Origin of the sequence: Nitriliruptor alkaliphilus DSM 45188 (assembly GCF_000969705.1) — a bacterium.
GTDB classification, from domain to species: Bacteria; Actinomycetota; Nitriliruptoria; order Nitriliruptorales; family Nitriliruptoraceae; genus Nitriliruptor; species Nitriliruptor alkaliphilus.
Genome location: NZ_KQ033901.1, coordinates 1,391,589 through 1,415,104, shown reverse-complemented (window position 1 = coordinate 1,415,104; position 23,516 = coordinate 1,391,589). Strand labels below are relative to the sequence as shown.

Sequence of the window (23,516 nt, the reverse complement as noted above, 5' to 3'; positions counted from 1 at the left end):
ACGCCACGAACCCGCCGAGCCCGGCCGCCGTACCGTCAGCTGTCGGTGTCGACGATCCGCTCGCGCCAGGAGGCGAGCCAGTCGGCCGCCTTGCGGTAGCCGGCATCGTCCGCGGCGATGGCGTCCGCCTCGGCGGTCACGCGTGCACCCGACCGGCGGTAGGAGCCGAGGACCTTCACGTCCCGGTGGGTGCGCTTGACCGCCGCGAGGGCGTCACCCACCCGCTCGTCGGCGAGGTGGCCGACGGTGTCGAGGAAGAAGCAGTACTCGCCGAGCTCGGCCTTGGTCGGCCGCGACTCGATCTTGGTCAGGTTGAGGTCACGCTCGGCGAAGATCTCCAGCAGCTGCAGCAGGGCGCCCGGCCGGTTCTCGTCGATGAAGACCACCAACGAGGTCTTGTCCCAGCCCGTCGGCGGCCCGAGCTCACGTCCGACCACGACGAACCGGGTGGAGTTCTGCCCGCGGTCGGTGATGTCGCGGCCGACGACGGTCAGCCCGTACCGCTCGGCGGCCAGCGGGTTGACGATGGCCAGGCGCGTACCGCCGAGCTCGGCGACCTCCTGGGCAGCCCGTGCGGTCGACGCCGACGGCACCGTCTCCGCGCCCGCCAGCACCGTCCCGAGCCACCGCCGGGCAGCCGCGAGCGCCACGGGGTGCGAGCGCACCTCGGTGACCTCCTCGAGGGAGGTCCCGGGCGCGGCGGCAGCGACCAACGTGATCGGCAGCTCGAGCTCGCCCCCGATGAGCAGGTCGGTCTCGAAGGCCAACGCGTCGAGGGTCGCGGTGACCGACCCCTCGAGGGTGTTCTCGATCGGGATGACCCCGCGGTCGGCCACGCCCTGCTCGACCCGGCGCAGCACCTCGGCCACGTCGTTGCAGGGTTCCAGGACCGGGTCGATGCCACCCACGATCAGCTGGGCGGCCGTCTCGGTGAACGTCCCGGCAGGTCCGAGGAACGCCACGTCCGCGCGTGGAGCGCTCACCCCGTCGGGCTGCCCGTCGCCGCTCACGACGACCGCCTCCGGCGCCGGGCCGGCACGGGTGCCTCCCCGACACCACCCCCTGCGAGGGCGGTCCGGATCGCCGCGTCCTCCTCGACCGAGAGGTTGTGCTCCGAGGTCCCGCCGGTGACCGCCTTGGCGTAGCAGCGGGTCTCGGTGCGACCGTTGATCGCCGACAGCACGATGCCGTCACCGCGCTCGTCGAGCAGGGCCGCCGAGAACGACAGGGCACCACCCATGTCCTCGAACGCGTCGTACCGGACCATCCCGACCTGCGAGACGGTGCCCCGCAGGACCTCCCGTAGCTCGCCGGAACGGGCATCCAGCGCCCGCACGTCGCGACCGATGGCCGCCAGCGTCTCCTCGTGACGGCCGAGCACCGCGATCACGTCCTCGCCACGTTCGGGGTCGATGGCGCGGCGGTGATCGCGCACCAGACGGCGGAGACGCAGCGCCAGGAGGAGGACCACCAGCAGCAGGACGGCGGCGGCCGCACACGCCGCGACCGCCAGCGTGGCGGTCACCTGCGGATCGAGATCGAGCATCTGGCCCTCGTGGGGTCACGGGCGTGGAGCGGCCCCGCGACAGCGACCGCCAGCAGGGCCATGAGGTCCCCAGCGCCCGCCCGGCGTGGGCGCGGAGCGTAGCGCGCTCGATCGGGTGCACGGTCGGAGGACGGCCTCGCTAGGTTCCGCGCCTCACCGACCTGGGAGGATCGCTCGTGGTCGCACGCGTGCGAGCGCTCGCGCTGAGCGTCGTCGTGGCCGCTGGTCTCCTGCTCACCGTCGCCGGCCCCGTCCTCGCGGCCCCGAACGAGGTGGCCCTGCTCGCCCAGGAGGCGGAGGACGAGGCCGAGGAGGCAGCGCCCGTCCTGTTCGGCACGTTCCGCACGCCGGACGGCCCCGTCGAGGGCATCGAGCTGAGCATCAGCGAGGTCGACGGCGACCAGCTCGGGACGGTGACCTCCGACGCGAGCGGGCAGTGGGAGTTCGAGGTCCCCGGCCCCGGCGACTACGCCGTCACCGTCGAAGCCCTCCCCGACGACGTCGAACTGCGTGACCCGGACGCGTCGACGGTCGAGGTCAGCGTGGCCTCCGGCCGTCGCGCGGTCCCCATCCCCGTCGGTGAGGGCGGCGTGGTCAGTGGCCGGGTCGCGCTGGCGCTCCAGCAGACCCTCTCCGGCATCCGTTTCGGGCTCGTCATCGCCATGACCGCCGTCGGCCTGTCGCTCATCTTCGGCACGACCGGTCTCATCAACTTCGCGCACGGCGAGATCGTCGTCATCGGCGCCGTGGTGGCCTGGTTCGCCAACACCGCCGGTCTCCACCTCGTCCTCGCCGCGGTCCTCGGGATCATCGCGGCCTCGCTGGCAGCGGGTGTGCTCGACCGTGGAGTGTTCAGACCGCTCACACGGCGCAGCGTCGGCCTCTTCCAGCTGCTGGTGGTCACCATCGGCCTGTCGCTGATCCTACGCTTCACCCTCCTGATCATCTTCGGAGGCCGGTCCCAGCCCTACACCCAGTACGCGGTGCAGCAGCGCATCACCCTCGGACCGTTCGCCACCACCCCGCGCGACCTGGTCATCATCGCGATCTCGCTGCTGGTCCTCATCGGCGTGGCCACCGGCCTCCAGCGCAGCCGCATCGGCAAGGCCATGCGCGCCGTCGCCGACAACCGCGACCTCGCCGAGTCGTCGGGCATCAACGTCGAGCGGGTCGTGAGCGTCGTGTGGCTCACCGGTGGCGCGCTGGCCGGCCTCGGCGGCGTCCTCTACGGCACGATGTTCCGGGTCAGCTACGACTTCGGCTTCCAGCCCATGTTGCTGCTGATGTTCGCCGGCGTCATCCTCGGTGGTCTCGGGACGGCCTACGGCGCGATGGTCGGCAGCCTCGTGGTGGGCCTCGTCACCGAGCTGTCGGTGGTCTACTTCCCGCAGGAACTCAAGACCGCGTGGGCGCTCGGCGTCCTCGTCATCGTGCTGCTCGTTCGACCCCAAGGGTTGCTCGGACGACGCGAACGAATCGGCTGAGGGGACCACGGTGGATTTCGAAGCGATCTTCGGTAGCGCCCTCCGCTCGGCGCTCGGTCCCCAGGCGGCGGCGTACGCGCTGCTCGCCATCGGACTCAACGTGCACTACGGCTACACCGGGCTGCTGAACTTCGGTCAGGTCGGCTTCATGATGGTCGGCGCGTACGGCGTCGGCATCTCGGTGGCCACCTGGGGCCTGCCCCTGTGGGCCGGCGTCCTGATCGGCCTGCTGGCGGCTGTGGTCCTCGCGATCATCCTCGGTGCACCGACGCTGCGGCTGCGTGCCGATTACTTCGCGATCACGACCATCGCGGTCGCCGAGGTCCTGCGGCTGCTGTTCCGATCAGGTCCCGCGCGGCCCATCACCGGCGGCCCCTTCGGACTGCAGGCGATCGCCGGGGACTTCTACGCCGTCAACCCGCTGTCCCGGGGCATCCGCCTCGGACCGATCAGCTACACCCCGCAGGTCTCCTGGGCGCTGCTGGTCACCTGGGGCCTGGTCGCCCTCATCACCATCATGATCGCGCTGCTGATGCGCAGCCCCTGGGGCCGCATCCTGCGCGCCATCCGCGAGGACGAGGACGCAGCTCGCGCGCTCGGCAAGAACGTCTTCAGCTACAAGATGCAGAGCCTCATCCTCGGCGGCGTCATCGGGTCGGTCGGCGGCATCATGTTCGCCATCACCGGGTCGACGGTCAACGCCGACAGCTTCCGGCCCCAGATCACCTTCTTCGCGTACGCGATCTTGATCCTCGGCGGCGCCGCCACGCGGGTCGGGCCGATCGTGGGGGCGGTGATCTTCTGGTTCCTGTTCTCCGGTGTCCAGGTCATGATCCGCCAGATGCAGGGCGCCGACCTCCTGCCGGGGGTCCTCGGGACCACGACCCCCGGTGGTCCCGCACTGATCCTCATGGGTACCGCGCTCGTCCTGCTGGTGGTGTACAGACCGCAGGGCATCTTCGGCGACCCGAGGGAGCTGAAGCTCGATGCCTGAGACCTCCGCCCACCCGATGGCTGGCCTCGACGCCCAGCCGGGTGTGAGCAAGCCCGATCCGATCCTGATCATCGACGGCGTCAAGCGTCGCTTCGGCGGCCTGACGGCCGTCGACGTCGACCACCTCGAGGTCCAACGCGGCGTCATCACCGCGCTCATCGGACCGAACGGTGCCGGCAAGACCACCTTCTTCAACCTCCTCACCGGCTTCGACGCACCCAACGAGGGGTCGTGGACCTTCGAGGGCGAGTCGATCGGCGGTGTGCCGTCGCACAAGGTCGCCCGCAAGGGGATGGTCCGCACCTTCCAGCTCACCAAGGCCCTGTCGCGCCTGACGGTCATGGACAACATGCTGCTCGGCGCCACCGGGCAGCGAGGTGAACGGTTCCTGCCCGCCCTGTTCCGTCCGGGCTGGGCCGGCCAGGAGGCCGCCAACCGCGAGCGCGCCGAGGACCTGCTCGGCCGTTTCAAGCTGCTCGACAAGAAGGACGACTACGCCGGCGAGCTCTCCGGCGGTCAGCGCAAGCTCCTCGAGATGGCCCGCGCGCTGATGGTCGAGCCGTCGCTGGTGATGCTCGACGAGCCGATGGCCGGGGTGAACCCCGCCCTCGTGCAGTCGCTGCTCGGACACGTCACGGCCCTGCGCGACGAGGGGATGAGCGTCATCTTCGTCGAGCACGACATGGACGTCGTCATGGGCATCAGCGACTGGGTGGTGGTGCTCGCCGAGGGCCGGGTCATCGCCGAGGGTCGTCCGAGCGACATCATGAACGACCGGGCCGTGATCGACGCCTACCTCGGCCGCTCGCACGACGAGCCCGGCAGCACGCCACCTGACGCATCCGCCGACCCGAAGGGGTGAGCGACGTGGCCTCCACCGAGCCGATCCTGGTCGCCTCCGACCTCCACGCCGGGTACCTGCCCGGCATCAACATCCTCAACGGCTGCGACCTGACCCTCGCCGACAACGAGGTCGTCGGCATCATCGGCCCGAACGGCGCCGGCAAGTCGACCCTCGTCAAGGCCCTGTTCGGGCTGGTCGACATCCGCGACGGTGAGGTGACGCTGCGCGGCGACGCGATCACCAACCTCAAGGCGCACCAGCTCGTCGAACGGGGCGTGGGCTACGTCCCGCAGAACAACAACGTCTTCCCGTCGCTGACCATCCGCGAGAACCTCGAGATGGGGCTGTTCCTGCGGCCCTCGGCCTTCAGCGAGCGCTTCGCGGCCGTCGTGGACCTGTTCCCGCTGCTCGGTCAACGGTCGGCAGCCCGGGCCGGCACGCTGTCCGGCGGCGAGCGTCAGATGGTCGCGATGGCCCGCGCGCTGATGATGGAGCCCTCCGTCCTGCTGCTCGACGAGCCGTCGGCCGGCCTCTCGCCCGCCAACCAGGACGAGGTCTTCCGGCGCGTGAAGACCATCCGTGACAGCGGTGTGTCGATCATCATGGTCGAGCAGAACGCCCGGCGGTGCCTGCAGATCTGCGACCGCGGCTACGTCCTCGACCAGGGCCGCAACGCCTACACCGGCACGGGCAACGAGCTGCTCGAGGACCCGAAGGTCATCGAGCTCTACCTCGGGACCCTCGCCAAGGTCCGCTGAGTCGGGCGGACCTTCGGAGCCACTCGGCCCCCGGTTGGGGGGCTCATCGGCCGCCGTCCGCCGTCCCCCGCCGACCCGAAGTCCTCGTGTCCCCTTCCGACACGAGGAGCACCAACATGCGCAGGTTCCTGGTGGCGACCGCCGCCGCTGCACTCGTCCTGGCACCCGCGGCGGCGTCCGCCCAGAGCGGTGACGCCGAGGTCGTCGCCGTCCACGGCATCCCCCAGTCCGTGTTCGACACCCTCGGTGCGGACTCGACCAGCGTCGACGTCTACGCCGCCGGGAGCTACGGCGCGCCCCTGACCACCTTCGAGTTCGGCGACACCGGCACCCTGAACGTGCCCGCCGGGACCTACACCCTCGAGGTGTACCCGGCCGGTGCCGACCCGGAAGCGGGCGACCCGGTGATCTCCCTGGCCGACGCCGAGCTCGCCGCAGGGTCGAGCACCTCGGTGGTCGCACAGCTCGACGAGGCCGGCACCGCGCCGTCCCTCACCGCCTACCCCAACCAGACCGACGACACCGGCATCCAGGTGTTCCACACCGCTGCCTTCGGGGCGGTGGACATCGTCGCGGGCGGCGAGGTGGCGCTCGAGGGTGTCACCAACGGCCAGACCGCGCGGGTCGACGTCCCGGGTGGCACCACCGTCCCCAGCGTCGGGGTCGCTCCAACGGGTGAGGATGTCGCGATCGACCTCGGCGACGTCGAGGTTCCCGAGGACACGCTCGTGCTGGCGTTCGCGATCGGTTCGGCCGAGGACGGCTCGCTCGACGTGGCGACCTCGGCGGTCGGCGCACAGGCCGCCGACGACGGCGCTGACGACGGTGCTGCTGGTGACGACGAGACCGAGGAGACCCCCGTCCCGAGCCACGTCGCCGCCGGGACCGCCGGTCTGGCCGACAGCTCCGGCTCGTCCACCGCGATGCTGCTCCTGTTCGCCGCCGGCCTCCTGCTGCTGGGCGCCCCGGTGAGCGCGACCGTCCGCTCACGCCGCTGAGAGCCGACCGCGGCCGGTGCGGGCCCGTCCCGCACCGGCCGCGGTGCCGCGTACCGACCGGAGGGGCGTGGACCGACGTGGCACGACCGCTGACCGTCCTGGCGACCCTGACGGGGTCGCTCCTGATCGTGCTGGCCCTCGTGCTGGCCCTGTCGATGGGTGCCCGGTCGAGCGACGAGGAGGCCATCGGTGAGGTCCCCGCCCCCACGACCGAGCGTGCGCCGTCGGAGCCGGCTCGTAGCTCGACCCCTGCACCGGAGCCCGAGCACGAGACGGAGACAGCGCCCGAACCGGCGCCGCTCGTCGCCGCACCGGTCAGCTTGAGCATCCCGGCCATCGGTGTCGATGCGGACACCGTCGACGTCGGTCTCGAATCGGACGGGGGGATGGAGATCCCCGAGGACGTGTCGACCGTCGGTTGGTACGAGCTCGGCGTCGCTCCCGGTGAGGCCGGATCGGCCGTCGTGGCGGGGCACGTCGACTCACGTACCCAGGGCCGCGGCGCCTTCTTCGACCTCCGCCGCCTGGAGCTCGACGACACCGCCACGGTGACCCACGCCGACGGCAGCACCACCGCGTGGCGGGTCACTGGCCGCACCAGCTACCCCAAGGACGAGGCCCCGCTCCCCGAGCTGTTCGGCCCGGGCGGCACGCCCCAGCTGACACTGATCACCTGCGGCGGCGAGTTCGACGGTGGTGCACGGTCCTACGCTGAGAACGTGGTGGTCATCCTCGAACCGGCCTGAGCTCGACCAGCAGCCGCGATCGACACGTGACGGAGCCCCGCCGAGGCGGGGCTCCGTCGTGGTGCGGTGGTGCTATCAGCCGAGGTCGGCGAGGTCGACGTCCTCGGAACCGATGATCTCGAGGCCGTCAGCGGTGAACTGACCGATCGCGTACCGCCCGAAGGTCGGGTCGGGACGGACGAGGTCCAGCGGGCCGCTGGCGCCGGTGTAGTCGATGTCCTCACCCGCGGCGAGCAGGTCCCGGCACTCCTCGAACGAGGAGCACTCGGTCCCGTCCTTGGTGACGTTCTCGATCTCGTCGTTGAAGACCGCCGGGTCGGCCGACTGAGCCGCCTCGGCCGCCAGGGCGATCACGATGACGCAGTCGTAGACCTGGCCGCCGTAGATCACGTTGCCCTGCTCACCGTCGGGCATGGCCTCGTTGAGACGCTCGTTGAAGTCGGCGCCACCAGCGGCGCCGATGACCTTCAGGCCGCTGATGTCGGTACCCACGGTGTCCGCCAGGGCGGGCCCGAAGACACCGTCACCGCCGTACAGCGAGCCGGCCGGGAAGCCGGCCTCGATGAGCGAGCCGAAGAGCGCACCGGCCTCGTCGAAGCCGATCACGACGGCAGTGTCCGCGCCAGCACCGGTGACCTGGCTGACCAGCGAGTCGAAGTCGTCGGTCTCGGTGTCGTAGGTCTCCACGAGCACGGGCTCGACACCCTGCTCGGTGAGGCCCGCGTCGACCAGCTCCATCAGCGCGACGCCGTAGTCGTCGGCGCGGGCGAGCACCGCCGGGGCGGTGAAGCCGTCACCGATGACGGTGTTGGCGATGATCGGCGCGACCGCCTCGTCCGGCGGGACGGTGCGGAAGTAGAAGGCGTTGTTGTCCTGGTCGGTGAACGCCGGCGAGGTGTTCGAGCCGGAGCACTGCACGATCTGGTTGTCGAAGAGGGTCTGGATGAACTCCTGCGACATCCCCGACGCCGCCGCACCGACGATGGCGTCGACACCGTCGTTGACCAGGCGGGCCGCCGTGTCACGAGCGACGGCAGCGTCACCGGCCTCGTCACCGGTGGCCAGCGTCACGTCGGAGCCGAGGACACCGCCTGCGGCGTTGATGTCGTCGACGGCCATCCGGACAGCGGTCGTCTGCGGAGCGCCGAGGAAGGCGAGCGGCCCGGACTCCGGCAGGATGTAGCCGATGTCGAGGACGTCGTCACGCTCGGGGCGGTCGATCTCTTCGCCGTCGTCGTCGACGTCAGCGTCGTCGTCGTCGACGTCAGCGTCGTCGTCTGCCGGCGCTGCGACGTCGTCGTCGGTCGTGGGCTCGCCGTCGTCCCCGTTACCACACGCGGTGGCGAGGAGCGCGAGCGCGGTGGCCGCCGCGACGCGGCGCATCCAGAGCGATCGATGCATGGACTTCCCTCCCGGAAGCTCGGTACGCCGGCAGGCCCTGGGGCCCCCCGACCTCGACGTCATCCCGCGACGCGGGCGACGTTGCCATCCGACGCTACTACGCCGGTAGGAGGAAGGGAACCGGAGTGCGCGCTTCTGCGTGCTGGTCGGCCCGGCGGCAGGACCTCGGGCGCCGGACGGCGACGCACGACACCTCTCGACCGCATCGGTCGCGCGGCAGCCGTGGGCCTGGAGCCCTAGCCTCCCCCGCACCGACGCGGAGGTGCCCCGATGGCCGAGACCCTGCTGTTCCCCTGCTCGCACGCCGAGGACGCTCCCGAACGCGCCACGGTGCCGTTCATCGCCGCCGCCACGGCCGTCGCGGCAGGCCAGCGTGCCGTCGTGGTGTGCACCATCGACGCGGTGACGCTCGGCGTCCCGGGCACCGCGGAGCGCATCGAGGAGGAGGGCATGCCGCCCCTCGCCGACCTCGCGCGTCAGATCGCGGACGGCGGCGGCGAGATCTGGCTGTGTTCGGCCTGCGCGACCAAGCGCGGCATCACCGGCGACCAGGAGCTGATCGCCGGCGCCAGCATCGTCGGCGCGGCCCGCATCGTCGAAGCGCTCACCGAGGGCCGCGCCATCACGCTCGGTTAGGCCGCCAGCTTCTCGGCGATGCGGTGGAAGTGCTCGGCGTAGCGCAGGGCGATGTCCTGCTCGTGCTGCGACAGCCCCTCCTCGTGCCCCATCGGGGTGAGGTGCGTCGGACCGTAGGGCCCACCTCCGGTCCGGGTCTCGCCGACATCCTCGGCGACGCCGTACCCGAGCGGGACGATGGGCATCCCGTGGTGGTAGGCGAACGTCGACATCCCGAGGATGGTCGACTCGTGTCCTCCGTGGACGGTCGCTGCACCGGTGAAGAACCCGGCCGGCTTGCCGACGAGCTCGCCCTCCTGCCACAGCGGCCCGGTCTGGTCGAAGAAGTTCTGCACCTGGGAGGTGGCGCTGCCGTACCGCGTGGGTGACCCGAAGATGATGCCATCGAACTCAGTGAGCTCCTCGACGGTGGCCTCGGGCACGTCCTCCTGCGCGGCGATGGCGTCGGCCACGCCGTCGGAGGCCTTGACCTCGTCGGGGAGGATCGGATCGGGAACCCGGCGCAGACACGCCTCGCCACCAGCCTTCTCCACCCCCTGGGCGATGATCCGTGCCAGCTCGTGGGTGGCGCCGTACATGGACCAGTAGACGATGCCGATCCTGGCCATCGGGAACTCCTCGGTCGGGAACGTGGCACCACCGAACCGACAGACGGTTGTACGGGCAACCGACGGACCACCGACGGACGTCAGGGGTACGGACACCCCCTCCGCGCGTGTTCAGGCCGCGGCGACCGGCAGCTCCGCCACCTCGTGGCGGCGGATGACCACGATGCCGCCGACGATCAGCACGCCACCGGCGAGCTGCGACAGCCCGGGCATCTGGGCGACGAGGACGGCGGCGGTCACGACGGCGAACAGCACCTCGGTCAGCCCCACGAACGAGGCGACCCGGACCCCGAGCCGCCGGACCGCGCCGATCCCCGTCAGGTACGCGGTCACCGTCGACAGCAGGACGAGCGGCAGCACGGGCACCAGCCAGCTGACCTGCGCCCCGGCCAGGACGGCATCCTCGGTCGAGAAGGCCAACGGCACCAGGCCGACCAGTCCGGCGATCGCCACGACCACGGCGCCGACCGCCGTCCCGCCGGCGGCCATCACCACCGGCGGCACCGCGACGTCCTGCCGGGCGGACATCACGAAGAACCCGCACAGGCACAGGGCGGCGAGCAGCCCCCACGCGACCCCGGCGGGGTCGACGCTGGACGCCCCGCCGAGCTCGAGGACGAACGCCAGGCCGACCAGCGTCATCCCCGCCCCGACCAGCGTCGGCGTGTTCGGGCGCCGACGGGTCCGCAACGCCGTCCACGCGAGCAGCATGACCGGCGCGAGGAACTCCAGCAGCAGCGCCACCCCGACGTCGAGCGTGCGCACGGCGTTGAAGAACGACAGCTGTGCGCCGGCCACGGCCACGGTGCCGAACACCACGAGGGTGCGTACCGAGCGGCCCGTCGGGCGCCAGCGGCCGCGCAGCCCGATGGTCGCCGCCACGACCAGGACCACGGCGGCGCCGCCCATGCGTACGAGGACCGCCGCCCCCGCGCTCCAGCCGGCATCCAGCAGCGACTTGGCGAACGGGCCGGAGGAACCGAAGGTGGCCGCCGACACCAGCGCCATGGCCACGCCGGTGCCCGCCGACCGCGTACGCGTTGCTTCCATCGTCGGTGCCACGGGAGCTCCTCACGTGCGACCATCGGTCGCGGCCGGACCCACCGCTCGGGCGCACGTCTCGGGCGCACTGCTCGTGCACGGGCATCAGGACCGAAAGGCAGGTACGGTCCTTACCCTACGCGCTCCGGCCGTCAGGAGTCAACATGCCTTTCGCTCATGACACCGAGGCGGCGCTGACAGCGGCCGCGGCGTTCGTCAACACCGATCGCGCCAGCGGCGACCTGCTGTCCGACCCGCCGGCGCTGGCTCGTTTCCTCGACGAGCAGCGCTTCAGCGGCGCACGGGACGGCACGCTGGAGGAGCTCGACGCGGTCCGCGCCCTACGTCCCCGACTCCGGGCGGCGTGGGAGGCCGCCCAGGAGCCCACCGACGTCGACGCCGTGGTCACCGTGGTCAACGAGCTGTTCACCGAAGCCCAGGCGCTCCCCCAGGTGGTGCGACATGACGACTGGGACTGGCACCTGCACCTGACCACCCCCGACGCACCGCTGGTGGACCGCATCGGCACCGAGGCCGCCATGGGCCTCGCCGACCTGATCCGATCCGGTGACCTCGACCGCCTCAAGCTGTGCGAGGCCGACGACTGCCACGACGTGCTCGCCGACCTGTCCCGCAACCGGTCCCGGCGGTTCTGCGACGCCACGTGCGCGAACCGGATGCACGCCGCCGCCTACCGGCAGCGCCAGGCCGATCGCACCAGCTGACCGGGTGGGGCCAACGTCCCCGTCAGCGCCGCGGTCAGCGCGTCGTCAGCGGCCGAGCCAGTCGGTGAACCGGCGCCCGGTCAGGCGCTCGTAGGCCTCGATGTAGCGCGCACGCGTCGCGGTGACGACGTCGTCGGGCAACGCCGGTGCCGGTGGGGTCTTGTCCCACCCGGTCGAGGTCGCGAAGTCCCGGACGAACTGCTTGTCGAAGCTCGGCGGCGTCGCGCCCGGGGCCCACTCGTCGGCCGGCCAGTACCGCGAGGAGTCCGGCGTCAGCACCTCATCGGCCAGTAGCACCTGCCCGTCGCGCAGCCCGAACTCGAACTTGGTGTCGGCCAGGATGATGCCGCGCTCGGTGGCGTGGGCCGCAGCCTCGGCGTAGAGCGCCAGCGACCGCTCCCGCAGGTCGTCCGCGACGTCGTCACCCAGCGCCGCCGCCACGACCTCGAAGCTGACGTTCTCGTCGTGCTCGCCCTGCTCGGCCTTCGTGGCAGGGGTGAAGATCGGCTCGGGCAGGCGGTCGGCCTCGACCAACCCGGCCGGCAGGGCGATGCCGCAGACCGTGCCGTCGCGCTGGTACTCCTGCCACCCCGAGCCCACGAGGTAGCCGCGCACGACGCACTCGAAGGGGATGATGTCGACCTTGCGGCACAGCATGGACCGGCCAGCGAGCCGTTCGGCGTCGTCCGCGTCCAGCTCGACCGGCAGGTCGCCAAGGTCGGTCGAGACCAGGTGGTGGGGAACCTCGAGGCGGTCGAACCAGAACCGTGACACGGCGGTCAGCACCCGTCCCTTGTCCGGCACGGGGGTCGGGTGGACCACGTCGTAGGTCGACACCCGGTCGGAGGCCACCAGCAGCAGGTGGTCGTCGTCGACCTCGTAGAGGTCGCGGACCTTGCCCGATCGCAGGTGCTTCAGCCCACGGATGTCGGTGTCGGTCACGGCTCTCCTCGCAGGGGCGTGTGGCGCGTGAACCTAGCGTCGCCCGCGCCGCGCGAGGTCGTCCGGGGTGTCGACGTCGCGGGGCCGCGGCCCCGCCACCGGGACCTCGACGACGCCGAGCTCCGCGAGCAGTGCCCGTGCCCCACGGTCCCCCTCGACCGACAGGAGCCGGTCGAACGTCTCGCGTCCGAAGGCCACCGGGTGGCCCGGTGCGTCGTCGTACCGGGCTCGAGCGGCGGACGCGCCGCCGAGCACGGCCTGGGCGACCCGGTCCACCGCGGTCGGTGGGACGTCGGGTTCGTCGGCGAGGAGGACGACCGCGACGCGGGCGTCGCTGCCCAGCGCCGAACGGATGCCGGCACGCAGCGAGGTGGCCTGGCCCGCCGTGTGCTCGTGGTTCCAGACCACCGTCACGGGTCCTGCCAAGCCGGCCGCTGTGGCGACGGCGGCCCCGTCGTGCCCGACCACCAGGTGCACCTCGTCGATCGCCGACGAGCGGTGGGCCACCGCCACGACCCGGGAGACCAGCGCCTCGCCGTCCACCTCCGCGAGCTGCTTGGTCGCCCCGAAGCGCCTCGCCTGTCCCGCGGCGAGCACCACCGCGACGACGGGCTGCGTACGCTCCGCTGGCGCCACGGCGGAGCGGGAGGTGGCAGCGTGGGTGAACGTCGGACGGCGGCCGTCGTCACGGCCAGCGACGGAGTCAGCACCGGTCACCGGGAGGACGCCTCCGGTCGGGCCGTCGCCGACCTGCTCGTCGAACACGGGTGGGTCGTCGAGCGTCGCGAGGTCGTGCCCGACGACCGAGCACGGATCGCCGCGCTCCTCGCCGCCCTGGCGGACGAGGACGGGCTCGCCCTGGTCTGCGTCACCGGCGGGACCGGGTTCGGGCCGCGCGACGTGACGCCGGAGGCGACCCGCGACGTCTGCCACCGCGAGGCGCCCGGCCTGGCCGAAGCGATGCGGGCCGCGGGGCGTACCTCGACGCCGATGGCGGACCTGTCCCGCGGCGTGTGCGGCATCCGTCGGAGCACGCTCATCGTGGACCTCCCGGGCAGCCCCCGAGGCGCGACCGAGTCCCTGGCGGCGATCGTCGGACTGCTGCACCACGCGACCGATCTGCTCGCAGGCGACACCGAGCACCGGGCTGGTACCCCTTCCCTGGACGCGTGAGAGCACGGGCAGTTCGGGCAGCCTCCGAGCCGTCGGCTCAACGCGAGCGGCGACGCCACCACACCAGCGCGACGACCAGCGCGACGAGCGCAGCGACTGGTACCAGGCGCTTGGTGATAGCACCGCCGGCGACCTCCATCAGGTCGAGGGCCTCGGGTTCCTGCGCCGGTGGGTCGAGGCGGCGCGGTCCGGTCCCGCCGACGGGTGCGTCCGGCGGCGCGGTCGGCGGGGTGTCCGCCGTGGGCGCCGCGGTCGGCGGCGGCAGGGCGTCGTCCGGCAGCCCCGCGCCGTCCTCGTCGCCCTCCACCATCGCGGCCAGACGGTCCGCGAAGGTGCCGATCAGCTTGGTGCCCACGTCCTGCATGACGCCGCGCCCGAACTGGGCGGGCTTGCCGGTGATGGTCAGGTCCGTGACCACCGTGACCTCGGTGGTGTCCTCCCCCGCCGCCACCAGGTCGGCGGTGACGTCCGCGGCCGCGGTCCCCGATCCACGGGCCTCCCTACCGGTGGCGTGGATGACCGCGTGCTTGGTGTCGGCGTCCTTCTCGGTCACCTCGGCCGTCCCCCGGTAGGTGACGCTGATGGGCCCGACCTTGACCTTCACCTTGCCGGTGTAGGCATCCCCGTCGACCTCCTCGAGGACCGCTCCCGGCAGGCACGGCGCGACCCGCTCGAGGTCGGTGAGGATCTCGAAGGCGCGGTCCACCCCGACCGGCACCGTGAACTCGTTGACGAACTCCACCCTGGCCTCCGCTCCGTCCGGCCGTGCTCGGTGTCGCCACCGGCACCGACCGTAGCCACCAGCCACCGGTCACGACGCCGGATCCGGATCGACGGGGCGGGTCGGGTGCGGAAGCGGCGGACGGGGAGCGCGTGGTGCGCTCCCCGTCCGTCTCGTGCGCGGTGGCTCAGCGACCGCCAGCGGCAGCCTTGCCCTGGGCCTGAGCGTTGCCCTGGCCGTTGCCGTTGGACTCGGCCTTGGCCTCGCCGTTGGCCTGGCCCTCGGCCTGACCGTCGGCCTCGGCGTCGTCCGGGGTGTCACCGTCGTCGGCGTCACCGTCGTCGGTGTCACCTGGCTGCTCGGTCTCCGCAGGCTCCTCGGTCTCCGCAGGCTCCTCGGTCTCCGCAGGCTCCTCGGACTCCGCGTCCTCGTTGCTGCGCGCGAGCTCGGCGATCGCCTGGCCCTTCTCGCGGCCCTCGAGCTCGGTGGTCCGAGCGAACTCCGACACCCGCTCACCGTGTTCGCCGGCCTCGTCGGCCTCGTCGGCCTCGTCAGCCTCGTCGGCCTCGTCACCGGCGTCGGCGTCATCACCCTCGTCGGCAGCCTCGAGCTGCGCGACGATGTCCTCGAGCACGCCCACGATCTGGCTCAGCAGCGCGGTGATCGGGTCCTCGACCTCGTCCGCGTCTCCGGCGTCGCCCTCTTCGGCGTCGTCAGCGTCGTCCGCGTCATCACCGGCGTCGCCCTCTTCAGCGTCGTCAGCGTCGTCGCTGTCGTCGCCCTCTTCAGCGTCGTCAGCGTCGTCCGCGTCGTCCGCGTCATCACCGGCGTCGCCCTCTTCAGCGTCGTCAGCGTCGTCCGCGTCATCACCGGCGTCGCCCTCTTCAGCGTCGTCAGCGTCGTCCGCGTCATCACCGGCGTCGCCCTCTTCAGCGTCGTCAGCGTCGTCCGCGTCTTCGCTGTCGTCGCCCTCGTCCGCGTCTTCGCCCTCTTCGGCGTCGTCAGCGTCGTCGCTGTCGTCACCCTCGTCAGGGTCGATCGGCTCCTCGGGGTCCGTGGGCTCCTCGGGCTCGGTCTCCTCGAGCTCCTCCTCGGTCTGCTCGTCCTCCTCGGGGGCCGGCTCCTGCTCGCCCTTGCTGCGCGCGAGCTCGGCGATCGCCTGGCCCTTCTCGCGGCCCTCGAGCTCGGTGGTCCGAGCGAACTCCGACACCCGCTGACCGTGGTTGCGGTACTCGCCGTCCTCCTCGTCCTCGTCGATCTCGTCGGTCTCGACGTCCTCGTCGGTCTCGACGTCCTCGTCCGTCTCGACGTCCTCGTCGTCGCTCACGTCGGCGTCGGCGTCGGCGTCGACGTCCGCCTCAGCCTCGGCGTCCTCCGCTGGGACCTCGGCGACGACCTCGGCCTCGGTGGGCTCGTGGTTGTCCGCGATGGCCGCCGAGGAGGCGAACACCAGGCTGGCGGCGGCACCGAGGCCAGCCGCACGGAGCATCTTCGATCGCTGCAAACCGGATCTCCTTGATCGGGGGTCTGTCCGGCAGCGGCGAGTGAAGGTCCCCGTCAGCAGGGGGTCGGTCACCTCCCCTGGCGGAAAGGGCGCAACTCCACGGGGAACTCGTGCGTTCGCGAGGCGCCCGTCATGGCCGTTCGTCCGGCGAACCACGCCGCCCGGCCAGGGGGCCACGGGAACCGCCTCGACCGTGAGAGAGAACGCCGTCGACCCCCGCTCAGGAGCCTCCCAGCTCGCGCTCAGTCGCGCTCAGGTGACGCTCAGCTACGACGGGGACGGAGGCTCAGACCGGTTCGCGCTCGCGGTGGATCGGTCCGACGGTGTCGGTCAACCGCGCACCGGAACCGCCGTGGCGCTCCAGGAGGATCTCGGCCGCGATGGACACGGCGGTCTCCTGCGGGGTCCTCGCCCCGAGGTCGAGCCCGATCGGTGACCGCAGCCGCTCCAGCTGCGTCTCGCTGACCCCTGCCTCGCGCAGCCGGGCGAGCCGATCCTCGTGGGTGCGACGGCTGCCCATGACCCCGACGTAGGCCGCGTCGGTCCGGAGCGCCCCCTCGAGGACGGGCACGTCGAACTTCGGATCGTGGGTCAGCACGCAGATGACGGTGCGCGCATCGATGTCGGTCTCGCTCAGGTAGCGGTGTGGCCAGGCCACCACGACCTCGTCGGCGTCGGGGAACCGCGCCTGCGTTGCGAACCGGGCCCGGGCGTCACAGACGGTGACGTGGTAGCCGAGGAAGCGGCCGATGGACGCCACGGCTCCGGCGAAGTCGATGGCACCGAAGACCAGCATGCGCGGGCGCGGCGCGAAGGCGGCGACGAACACCCCGACATCGTCGATGCGGCGCTCGCCGTGAGGGCCGTAGTGCCGCAAGCCCGTCGCGCCCTGCTGGAGCATCCCGCGGGCGTCCGCGACGACGGCGTGATCGAGCCCCTCGTCACCCGTCGACCCGGTCACGCCCTCGGGCCGGATCGCCACGGTCGCGCCGGCACGCTCACCGTCGACGACGACGGCGACGGCGACGGGCGCGTCGGCCTCCAGGTCCAAGGCCAGCGCATCGAGGTCGAGATCGCCTGGCGCGACCGTCCGGACGAACACCTCGATGGTGCCCCCGCAGGTGAGTCCCACCGCGAACGCCTCGTCGTCCGAGATGCCGTAGCGGACACGCTGGGGCACGCCGGTCTCGAGCACCTCGGTCGCCACCTCGACGACGGCACCCTCGACGCAACCGCCGGACACGCTGCCGAGCACCTCGCCGTCCGGGTGCACCGCGAGCACCGCGCCCGCCGGCCGCGGTGCGCTCTGTGACGTGGCCACCACCGTCGCGAGCGCGAAACGGACCCCGTCACGCTGCCAGCTTCGGAGGGTCCCGAGCTCCTCACGCACCTGTCCACCCTCCTGATCCGGCCACGACAGTACGCCGCCCGGGGACGCCACGCTGCCGGTCGGCCGCCTGAGCGCCGGCGACCACCCGCGCCAGCTGTTCCAGCGCGGCCATCGAGTGCCCCTCGACCAGGTCGTCGCAGTGCGGCAGCGCCGCGGCCATCCCGCCCGCCGTCGGCGCGAAACCCTCACGCCCCGCCCGCGGGTTCGCCCAGATGAGCCGGTGCGACAGACGCGACAACCGAGCGACCTGCTCGCCGAGGACAGCCACGTCACCGGTCTCCCACCCGTCGGACAGGATGACGACCACAGCTCCACGGGCCGTCCCCCGCTGCCCCCAGGTGTCGAGGAAGGCGCGCAGCCCCTCGCCGAGCCGCGTCCCCCCAGCCCAGTCCGGGATGGCTGCCGACACCGCGCGCATCGCGGTGTCGGGGTCGCGGTGGCTCATCGGCTCGGTGACGCGGGTCAGGCGGGTGCCGAGGGTGAACACCTCCACGTGTCCCGTGTGTCGACGGGCGGCCACGTGGGCGAAGCGCAGCAGCACGTCGGCGTAGCCGGCCATGGAACCACTGACGTCGACGAGGAGCACGACGCGACGGGGCCGCTGCTGCGGGGCCTGCCGGTGCAGTCGGCCGATCTCGCCCCCGGCCCGCAGCAGCGCCCGGACGCTGCGACGGCGGTCCACTCCTCCTCGGACAGCCGGTCCCTGACGACGGGTCCGCCGCTGCTCGCCGGGCATCGCGAACGCGGCCAGCAGCCGGTGCAACTCGGTGCGCTCCCGGTCGTCGAGGTCACTGACGTCGCGGTGGCGCAACAGCTCCTGTCGGGACGCGCGTCGGGTGACCGCCTGGGCATCCACGGTGGGGACCTCGTCGTCTCCAGTGCCCCCGACCGCGTCGCCGAGGGCCTGCGGCCCGAGGTTCACCCGGCGTCGGACGACGGCCCGACCGGTCACGGACTCGCCGTCGAAGAACGCGGCGAAGACCCGGTCGTAGCGTTCGACGTCATCGGGTCCGGCGCACATCGTCACCCGGCCAGCCCAGTAGACCGCCTGCCGGTCCTCGGCCCCGAGCATCCCGAGCGCCGTGAGGAACGCGTGGACCCGTTCCGGCGAGGCATCGACGCCGGCCGCACGCAGCGTGCGCGCCAGTCCCACGGCGGACGCCGTCAGGTCCGGCGCGAGGTCACCGGCTGCGCGGACGGGGCGGTCACCCACCGGTCGCCGCCCGGACCACGAGCTGACCGACGTCGATGGCGCGGATGCGTTCGACGTCCTCGCGGAACTTGAGCACCGATCCCAGGGTGGCGGCGGCCCGGTCGGCGTCGAGGTGGTCGGCGCCGAGAGCGACGAGGGCCTGGGTCCAGTCCAGAGTCTCGGCCACGCCGGGGGGCTTGAGCAGGTCCTGGTCACGCAGGACGTGGACGGCCGAGGTGACCTCGCGGGCGAGCCGCTCCCCGACGTCCGGCAGGCGGGTCCGCACGATGGCGACCTCGCGCTCGAAGCTCGGGTGCTCGACCCAGTGGTAGTAGCAGCGGCGCTTCAGCGCGTCGTGGACCTCGCGGGTGCGGTTGCTGGTCAGCACCACCACCGGCGGCTGCGCGGCTCGGATGGTCCCGAGCTCGGGCACCGTGACCGTCACGTCGGACAGCACCTCGAGCAGCAGCGCCTCGAACTCGTCGTCGGCGCGGTCGACCTCGTCGATCAGCAGCACCGACGGTGAGGTCTCGAGCGCCTGCAGGATCGGGCGCGCGACCAGGAAACGCCGGTCGTAGAGCTCGTCCTCGAGCGCCGCGGCCGCCTCGGGCGAGGCCTCGGCGCGGCCGGTCGCCTCGGCGGTCCGCAGGTGGAGGATCTGCCGGGGGAAGTTCCAGTCGTACAGCGCCTGGGACGCGTCGAGCCCCTCGTAGCACTGCAACCGGATCAACGGCGCGCCGAGGACCTGCGCCAACGCGTGCGCCACGGCGGTCTTGCCGACGCCCGCATCCCCCTCGAGCAGCAGCGGCCGCCGCAACGCGAGGGTGAGGTAGGCGGCGGTCGCGAGGCCCTCGTCGGCGAGGTAGCCGGCCTCCGCGAGCAGGGCGCCGAGCTCCGCCGGGTCGGTGACGCCCGGGGGTAGCAGGGGTGGAGCGGCGGGGACCTGCCCGCCGCCCACACCGTCGGCCGCAGCCGGGCTCACCCGGCCGCGGCGGTCAGGGCACGTCGCGTCAGCACCCGCGCGAGGTGCCCGCGGAACGCCGGAGTCGCGTTGAGGTCGCTCGGTGGCGAGGTGCCCTCGGCGGCCTGGTCGGCGGCGTCGGCGATCGCGTCGGTCGATGCCCCGCGGAGCGCCGCCTCCGTCGCGGTGGCTCGCAGCGGGGTCGTTCCCATGTGGGTCAACCCGATGCGCGCGTCCTCGATGGTCCCGTCCGAGCGCTTGACCAGGGCGCACGAGCCGACGATGGCCCACGCCTGGGCGACGCGACCGAACTTCTCGTAGCGCCAACCCCAGTCACCGACGAGCTTCGGGACCCGGACCTCGACCACCACCTCGTCCTCACCGATCGAGGTCTCGAGGTAGTCGACGAACAGGTCCGCTGCTCGGATGTTGCGGCGCCCGTCGGGGCCCTGGACGACGACCGTCCCATCGAGCGCCAGCAGGAGCGACGGCAGGTCGCTCGCCGCGTCGCCGTGGGCGATGGCACCGCCGATGGTGCCGCGGTGGCGGACCTGGGCGTCCCCGACCGTCTTCGTCACGTCGGCGAGGACCCCGCAGTGCTGCTGCACCAGCGGGTCCTTGGTGACCGCGTCGTGGGTGGTCATCGCGCCGATGGCGATGTGACCATCGGCCTCGCAGATGCCACGGAGCTCATCGACGCGGCCCAGGTCGACGATGACCTCGGGCGCCGCGAGCCGCAGCTTCATCAGCGGCAGCAGGCTGTGCCCGCCGGCCAGCAGCTTGGCCTCGTCGCCGTGCTCGACGAGGGCGGCGACCGCCTCGTCGATCGACCCGGCTCGGACGTAGTCGAAGGTCGCGGGGATCACTGGGCACCTCCTGCGGATCGCGCGGTCTCCATGGCTTCCCAGACGTTGCGAGGTGACGCCGGCATCCGCACGTCGTTGACCCCCATCGGTCTGAGGGCGTCGACCACCGCGTTGATGACCGCCGGCGTCGACGCGATCGCCCCGGCCTCACCGACGCCCTTGACCCCCAGGGGGTTGGAGGTGGCCGGTGTCTCGGTCCGGTCGGTCACGAACGTCGGCAGGTCGGCCGCCGACGGCGCGTAGTAGTCGACGATCGAGCCGGTCGTGAGGTTGCCCTGCGTGTCGTAGATGGCCTCCTCGAACAGCGCCTGCGCGATGCCCTGCGCCAGGCCGCCGTGGACCTGCCCCTCGACGATCTGCGGGTTGATGACCTTGCCGACGTCGTCGACGGCGACGTAGCTGCGCAGCTCCACGTGCCCGGTCTCGGTGTCGACCTCGACGGCGCACAGGTGCGTACCGTGCGGGTAGGAGAAGTTCTCGGGGTCAACGGTCGCGTCGGAGTCGATGGACGGCTCCATGTCCTCGGGGTAGTCGTGGGCGGCGAACACCGCGAGGGCGACGTCCTGGATGGTCGTGCTCGCATCCGGTGAGCCCCGCACGCTGAACGTGCCGGCGTCGAACTCGAGGTCGTCCTCGGCGGCTTCGAGCAGGTGCGCCGCGACCTTCCGCGCCTTGGCCACGACCTTGTCGCAGGCCGACACGACCGCGTACCCGCCGACCACCAGGGACCGCGACCCGTAGGTGTCCATCCCCTTGTGCGCGATGGCGGTGTCGCCGTGCCGCACCTCGACGTCCTCGTAGGGCACCCCGAGCTGGTCCGCAGCGATCTGCGACCAGGCCGTCACGTGCCCCTGCCCGTGCGGCGAGGTGCCGGTGATGACCTCGACCTTGCCCGTCGGCAGCATCCTGACCGAGGCGTGCTCCCACCCACCGGCCCCGTAGGACAGCGAGCCGAGGACGCGCGAGGGCGCCAACCCGCACATCTCGGTGAAGGTCGAGATCCCGATGCCGAGCTGGACGGTGTCGTCCGACTCGCGGCGCCGTGCCTGCTCGGCACGGAGGCCGTCGTAGTCGAACAGCTCCTTGGCTCTGGCGGTCGCCGCCTCGTAGTTGCCCGAGTCGTAGGTGATCCCCGCGATCGTCGTGAAGGGGAACTCCTCGTGCTTGATCCAGTTGCGTTCGCGGAGCTCGAAGGGCTCCATGCCGAGCTCGACGGCGGCCTCGTCGATGAGGCGCTCGATCGCGTAGGTCGCCTCGGGACGACCGGCGCCGCGGTAGGCGTCGGTCGGGGTCTTGTTGGTGAAGACGCCGTGGCAGGTGAACGACAGCGCGTCCATCTTGTAGATGGCGTTGTACATGAACGCCCCGAGGAGCGGCACGCCCGGCGTGACCAGCTGCAGGTAGGCGCCCATGTCGGCGTGCAGTTCGACCTTCAGGCCGCGGATCCGACCGTCCGCGTCCAACGCGAGGGACATGTCCTGGATCTGGTCGCGACCGTGGATCGTGGCCTGGAACCCCTCGGACCGGGTCTCGGTCCACTTGACCGGTGCGCCGAGCTGGCGGGCCAGCACGAGGCAGAGCGCCTCCTCGGCGTAGACGTTGAGTTTGCTGCCGAAACCGCCGCCGACGTCGGGGGCGACCACGCGCAGCTCGTGCTCGGGCACACCGCAGGTCAGGGCCAGCATCAGCCGCAGGACGTGCGGCACCTGGGTCGCCGAGTAGAGGGTGTACTCGCGCGATTCCCGGGGTGGGGCGCACACCACCGAGCGCGGCTCGATGGCGAGCGGGATGAGCCGCTGCTGGATGAACCGTCGGGTGACGATGCGGTCGGCACCGTCGAAGGCGGCGTCGATCTCGCCGTCGATCTTCTGCCAGGTGTAGCTCTTGTTGCTCGACAGCGAGGTGTCGGCCAGCGGCGCGCCGTCGGCCAGTGCCTCCTCCATGTCGGTGACCACGGGGAGCGGGTCGTACTCGACGTCGACGAACTCGACCGCGTCGACCGCCTGGGCACGCGACCGTGCGACCACGACCGCGACCCCGTCACCGACGTAACGGACCTCGTCGGTCGCGAGCGGCAGGTGGACCGGCGATGCCATGTCGTCGGTCACGGGCCAGGCGCACGGCAGGCCGCCCTCCCAGTGGCTCTGCAGGTCGGCGCCACTGAAGGCAGCGACGACACCCGGCTGCTCGAGCGCGGCCGACACGTCGACCTTCGTGACCCTCGCGTGCGCCATCGGGCTGCGCACCATCGCCACGTGCAGCATCCCGTTGAGCTGGAAGTTGTCGGTCCACATCGTGCGGCCGGTGACGAGGCGCGCGTCCTCCTTGCGCAGGCGCGTGCGGCCGACGTTGGCGGTGGCGGGGGGCGAGTCGAGGGCGGTCACGGCGCCACCTCCATCTGCTCGAGCGCATCGGCGGACGCGGGATCCAACACCCCGTCGGCCTGCCCGATCGAGCCCTCCTCGGGGCTGTCCTGCATCGGCTCACCGCGCAGCTCGGCAGCGGCGCGCTGGACGGACCGCACGATGTTGACGTACCCGGTGCACCGGCAGAGGTTGCCCTCGAGGCCCTGGCGGATCTGATCCTCGCTGGGGTCGGGGTTCTCCTCCAGGAGCGCCGCCGACGCCATGATCATCCCGGGGGTACAGAAGCCGCACTGCAGCCCGTGTTCGACGTGGAAGGCCTTCTGCAGCGGGTGCCAGCCCTCGGTCTCGTTGCCGCCGGGGACCGGTGTGGCCATGCCCTGGATGGTGCGGATGTCCTCACCATCGGCCTGGACCGCCAGGATCGTGCAGCTCTTGACCGACGTACCGCCCATGTGGACCGTGCAGGCACCGCAGTTCGAGGTGTCGCACCCGACGTTGGTGCCGGTCCTGTCGCACGACTCCCTGAGGTGGTGCACCAGCAGGGTTCGTGGTTCGACGTCGTGCTCGTAGGTGTCACCATCGACGGTGATCGAGATGCGTGTCACAGGTCCCTCCCAGGC

At 71.9% G+C, this 23,516-nt stretch carries 24 protein-coding genes; 9 read left to right on the top strand and 15 right to left on the bottom strand.

The window, feature by feature from the left end:
* Positions 1–35: 35 nt before the first annotated feature.
* The gene (gene pheA / locus NITAL_RS06650; protein ID WP_052665326.1) at positions 36–1,010 is read right to left on the bottom strand and encodes a prephenate dehydratase; all 975 of its coding nucleotides are present in this window, start codon (positions 1,008–1,010) and stop codon (positions 36–38) included.
* The gene (locus NITAL_RS06645) at positions 1,007–1,546 is read right to left on the bottom strand and encodes a DUF4446 family protein (RefSeq protein WP_052665325.1); all 540 of its coding nucleotides are present in this window, start codon (positions 1,544–1,546) and stop codon (positions 1,007–1,009) included. Before NITAL_RS06645 ends, pheA begins: the two co-directional genes overlap by 4 nt.
* Before the next feature lie 176 nt (positions 1,547–1,722).
* Here NITAL_RS06645 and NITAL_RS06640 point away from each other — a divergent pair, with 176 nt between their 5' ends.
* The 6 genes from NITAL_RS06640 (at position 1,723) to NITAL_RS06615 (ending at position 7,370) form a co-directional block, all read left to right on the top strand.
* Positions 1,723–3,030, top strand: coding sequence for a branched-chain amino acid ABC transporter permease (locus NITAL_RS06640; RefSeq protein WP_052665324.1), 1,308 nt, complete (start codon positions 1,723–1,725; stop codon positions 3,028–3,030).
* 10 nt (positions 3,031–3,040) lie between these two features.
* A complete protein-coding gene (locus NITAL_RS06635) occupies positions 3,041–4,024 on the top strand; it encodes a branched-chain amino acid ABC transporter permease (RefSeq protein WP_052665323.1) in 984 nt (327 codons plus the stop codon).
* Positions 4,025–4,040: 16 nt separating this feature from the next.
* The gene (locus NITAL_RS06630; protein WP_052669496.1) at positions 4,041–4,886 is read left to right on the top strand and encodes an ATP-binding cassette domain-containing protein; all 846 of its coding nucleotides are present in this window, start codon (positions 4,041–4,043) and stop codon (positions 4,884–4,886) included.
* Between the two features lie 5 nt (positions 4,887–4,891).
* A complete protein-coding gene (locus NITAL_RS06625; protein ID WP_211262245.1) occupies positions 4,892–5,626 on the top strand; it encodes an ABC transporter ATP-binding protein in 735 nt (244 codons plus the stop codon).
* A gap of 116 nt (positions 5,627–5,742) precedes the next feature.
* Positions 5,743–6,624, top strand: coding sequence for a DUF4397 domain-containing protein (locus NITAL_RS06620; protein ID WP_052665321.1), 882 nt, complete (start codon positions 5,743–5,745; stop codon positions 6,622–6,624).
* A 77-nt stretch (positions 6,625–6,701) separates the two neighbouring features.
* Positions 6,702–7,370 carry a class F sortase gene (locus NITAL_RS06615; protein WP_052665320.1) on the top strand — a complete coding sequence of 223 codons (669 nt, stop codon included), beginning with the start codon at positions 6,702–6,704 and terminating at the stop codon, positions 7,368–7,370.
* A 75-nt stretch (positions 7,371–7,445) separates the two neighbouring features.
* On the opposite strand, the gene NITAL_RS06610 is transcribed toward NITAL_RS06615, so the two are convergent.
* Positions 7,446–8,771 (bottom strand): ABC transporter substrate-binding protein, encoded by a 1,326-nt coding sequence (locus NITAL_RS06610; RefSeq protein ID WP_052665319.1) that lies wholly within the window; start codon positions 8,769–8,771, stop codon positions 7,446–7,448.
* Between the two features lie 270 nt (positions 8,772–9,041).
* Between NITAL_RS06610 and NITAL_RS06605 the strand changes: the two genes are divergently transcribed.
* Positions 9,042–9,407, top strand: coding sequence for a DsrE family protein (locus NITAL_RS06605; protein WP_052665318.1), 366 nt, complete (start codon positions 9,042–9,044; stop codon positions 9,405–9,407).
* On the opposite strand, the gene wrbA is transcribed toward NITAL_RS06605, so the two are convergent.
* Complete coding sequence (wrbA, locus tag NITAL_RS06600; protein WP_052665317.1) at positions 9,404–10,015, bottom strand: NAD(P)H:quinone oxidoreductase; 612 nt, start codon at positions 10,013–10,015, stop codon at positions 9,404–9,406. The two genes, NITAL_RS06605 and wrbA, sit on opposite strands and share 4 nt — an antisense overlap.
* Positions 10,016–10,126: 111 nt before the next feature.
* The gene (locus tag NITAL_RS06595; protein ID WP_157041667.1) at positions 10,127–11,077 is read right to left on the bottom strand and encodes an EamA family transporter; all 951 of its coding nucleotides are present in this window, start codon (positions 11,075–11,077) and stop codon (positions 10,127–10,129) included.
* Between the two features lie 143 nt (positions 11,078–11,220).
* Between NITAL_RS06595 and NITAL_RS06590 the strand changes: the two genes are divergently transcribed.
* Positions 11,221–11,781 carry a CGNR zinc finger domain-containing protein gene (locus tag NITAL_RS06590; protein ID WP_052665316.1) on the top strand — a complete coding sequence of 187 codons (561 nt, stop codon included), beginning with the start codon at positions 11,221–11,223 and terminating at the stop codon, positions 11,779–11,781.
* Positions 11,782–11,826: 45 nt separating this feature from the next.
* Here the strand turns inward: NITAL_RS06590 and NITAL_RS06585 are convergent, their stop codons facing one another.
* Complete coding sequence (locus NITAL_RS06585; protein WP_052665315.1) at positions 11,827–12,723, bottom strand: phosphoribosylaminoimidazolesuccinocarboxamide synthase; 897 nt, start codon at positions 12,721–12,723, stop codon at positions 11,827–11,829.
* 33 nt (positions 12,724–12,756) lie between these two features.
* Positions 12,757–13,323, bottom strand: coding sequence for a nucleotidyltransferase family protein (locus tag NITAL_RS26305; RefSeq protein ID WP_052665314.1), 567 nt, complete (start codon positions 13,321–13,323; stop codon positions 12,757–12,759).
* A gap of 57 nt (positions 13,324–13,380) precedes the next feature.
* Between NITAL_RS26305 and NITAL_RS27065 the strand changes: the two genes are divergently transcribed.
* Positions 13,381–13,896: a MogA/MoaB family molybdenum cofactor biosynthesis protein gene (locus NITAL_RS27065; protein ID WP_052665313.1), complete on the top strand. Its 516-nt coding sequence runs from the start codon at positions 13,381–13,383 to the stop codon at positions 13,894–13,896.
* Between the two features lie 37 nt (positions 13,897–13,933).
* On the opposite strand, the gene NITAL_RS06570 is transcribed toward NITAL_RS27065, so the two are convergent.
* From NITAL_RS06570 to NITAL_RS06535, 8 genes are all read right to left on the bottom strand, one after another.
* The gene (locus NITAL_RS06570) at positions 13,934–14,638 is read right to left on the bottom strand and encodes an SRPBCC family protein (protein WP_052665312.1); all 705 of its coding nucleotides are present in this window, start codon (positions 14,636–14,638) and stop codon (positions 13,934–13,936) included.
* Positions 14,639–14,804: 166 nt separating this feature from the next.
* Positions 14,805–16,121, bottom strand: coding sequence for a hypothetical protein (locus tag NITAL_RS06565; protein ID WP_052665311.1), 1,317 nt, complete (start codon positions 16,119–16,121; stop codon positions 14,805–14,807).
* Positions 16,122–16,407: 286 nt separating this feature from the next.
* Complete coding sequence (locus NITAL_RS06560; RefSeq protein ID WP_052665310.1) at positions 16,408–17,511, bottom strand: XdhC family protein; 1,104 nt, start codon at positions 17,509–17,511, stop codon at positions 16,408–16,410.
* The gene (locus NITAL_RS06555) at positions 17,504–18,724 is read right to left on the bottom strand and encodes a vWA domain-containing protein (protein ID WP_211262244.1); all 1,221 of its coding nucleotides are present in this window, start codon (positions 18,722–18,724) and stop codon (positions 17,504–17,506) included. The genes NITAL_RS06560 and NITAL_RS06555 overlap by 8 nt, the downstream gene beginning before the upstream one ends.
* Complete coding sequence (locus NITAL_RS26300; RefSeq protein ID WP_157041665.1) at positions 18,717–19,685, bottom strand: AAA family ATPase; 969 nt, start codon at positions 19,683–19,685, stop codon at positions 18,717–18,719. Before NITAL_RS26300 ends, NITAL_RS06555 begins: the two co-directional genes overlap by 8 nt.
* Positions 19,682–20,530 (bottom strand): FAD binding domain-containing protein, encoded by an 849-nt coding sequence (locus NITAL_RS06545; protein WP_052665308.1) that lies wholly within the window; start codon positions 20,528–20,530, stop codon positions 19,682–19,684. The genes NITAL_RS26300 and NITAL_RS06545 overlap by 4 nt, the downstream gene beginning before the upstream one ends.
* A complete protein-coding gene (locus NITAL_RS06540) occupies positions 20,527–22,914 on the bottom strand; it encodes a xanthine dehydrogenase family protein molybdopterin-binding subunit (protein ID WP_052665307.1) in 2,388 nt (795 codons plus the stop codon). Before NITAL_RS06540 ends, NITAL_RS06545 begins: the two co-directional genes overlap by 4 nt.
* Positions 22,911–23,501, bottom strand: a complete 591-nt coding sequence (locus NITAL_RS06535) for a (2Fe-2S)-binding protein (RefSeq protein ID WP_052665306.1) — start codon at positions 23,499–23,501, stop codon at positions 22,911–22,913. Before NITAL_RS06535 ends, NITAL_RS06540 begins: the two co-directional genes overlap by 4 nt.
* Positions 23,502–23,516 lie beyond the last annotated feature (15 nt).

Excerpts from the sequence above, each read along its gene's own strand:
- NITAL_RS06645 (WP_052665325.1), bottom strand. The coding sequence starts at position 1,546 with ATGCTCGATCTCGATCCGCAGGTGACCGCCACGCTGGCGGTCGCGGCG.
- NITAL_RS06630 (WP_052669496.1), top strand. The coding sequence starts at position 4,041 with ATGGCTGGCCTCGACGCCCAGCCGGGTGTGAGCAAGCCCGATCCGATC.
- NITAL_RS06620 (WP_052665321.1), top strand. The coding sequence starts at position 5,743 with ATGCGCAGGTTCCTGGTGGCGACCGCCGCCGCTGCACTCGTCCTGGCA.
- NITAL_RS06610 (WP_052665319.1), bottom strand. The coding sequence starts at position 8,771 with ATGCATCGATCGCTCTGGATGCGCCGCGTCGCGGCGGCCACCGCGCTC.
- NITAL_RS06605 (WP_052665318.1), top strand. The coding sequence starts at position 9,042 with ATGGCCGAGACCCTGCTGTTCCCCTGCTCGCACGCCGAGGACGCTCCC.
- wrbA (WP_052665317.1), bottom strand. The coding sequence starts at position 10,015 with ATGGCCAGGATCGGCATCGTCTACTGGTCCATGTACGGCGCCACCCAC.
- NITAL_RS06590 (WP_052665316.1), top strand. The coding sequence starts at position 11,221 with ATGCCTTTCGCTCATGACACCGAGGCGGCGCTGACAGCGGCCGCGGCG.